Below are 1,132 nucleotides of genomic sequence, written 5' to 3'. Positions count from 1 at the left end.
AGTGCCTCCAGCTCCGTGACCGGGGTGGCATGCACGGGCCCAAGGCGGGCGAAGACGCGGTCGAGACGGGCCACCAGCGCGGTCCGCTCGGACGCCTCCAGGCCCAGGGTCTGGGCCCAGGCCCCGGCGATCTCACCGGTATGTCCGGCGGCTAGCAGGCTGCCGGCGGCCACCCGGCCACTTGCCGGGTCGTGGCCGGCCACGCTCAGCAACCGGTCGGCCAGGGCGGCATCGCCGCCGGCGGCCTCCAGGGCGGCGGCCTCGTTCACCGGCCGCCAGGTGCGATGATAGTCGAACAGCGTGCCGTCCTTGTCGAACAGCACGCCGCGTATCCCGGCGCGCACGCCGGCACCGCCGGACATCGTCATTCGCCCCGGCGCACGGCGGCGACGTGGCCGGCGAAGGCGGGGTCCGCCATCAGGGCCTTGCAGCGGGCGAAGCGCTCCGTCGAGTAGGCCCAGAAGTCCTCCGCGGGATTGCCGTTGCCGTGCTGGATGAGCCCCCACAGGGTCCAGAGCAGGTCGCTCGCGGCCTTGTAGAGCACCATCCGGCCCCACTCCGCCGCATTCGGCTCACGCCCGAGGTAGGCACGCATCAGCCGCTCGTCCTGGGTGCGCGACAGACCCGCCTCGACAGAGAAGTCGCCGACGTCCCAGAGGGGGTCATTCATGCCGGAGTACTCCCAGTCGACCACCCACATGCGCTCGCCGTCGTCGAGAAAGTTCTCGCACAACGGGTCGCAGTGGCAGGGCGCCAGGGCCGCGGGCTGCGCGTCCAGGGCCTCGCGCATGGTGCCCGCCTCCGCGAGCACGTCGTGATAGCCCTCCGGGAGCGGGGTATCCAGACCGGAGAGCACCTGCAGGTACTCGTCGATCATGGCGAAGAGCTCGAAGCGGAACCGGAAGGTCTCGCCGGAGTTGTGCATGCGCGCGAGGACCTCGCCGGCCCGGTCGGCGGCGGCGTCCTCGGCCTGGAAATGCTCCGGCGACATGGTGCGACAACCCTCGAGGCTGCGCATGAGCATCAGCCCGTCGGTCTCGTCGAAGTGCAGCACCTCCGCACCGACGCCGGCACGGGACGCCGCACGGGTGTTGTGGGCCTCCACACCGCGGTCGATATAGGCCTCGGTACC

Annotated in this window: 1 protein-coding gene and 1 pseudogene; both read right to left on the bottom strand. The window is 71.4% G+C overall.

Annotated elements, in window-relative coordinates; all coding sequences use genetic code 11:
- Positions 1-362: pseudogene (locus G7A99_RS25325) on the bottom strand (HAD family hydrolase); the annotation flags it as partial.
- Positions 363-364: 2 nt separating this feature from the next.
- A partial coding sequence (locus G7A99_RS08235; protein WP_240466180.1) for a phosphotransferase family protein occupies positions 365-1,132 on the bottom strand: 768 nt, incomplete at its 5' end.

Source organism: Arhodomonas sp. KWT, assembly GCF_010993615.1.
The sequence above is the reverse complement of the archived record's forward strand: the minus strand, read 5'-3'. Positions and strand labels throughout refer to the sequence as shown.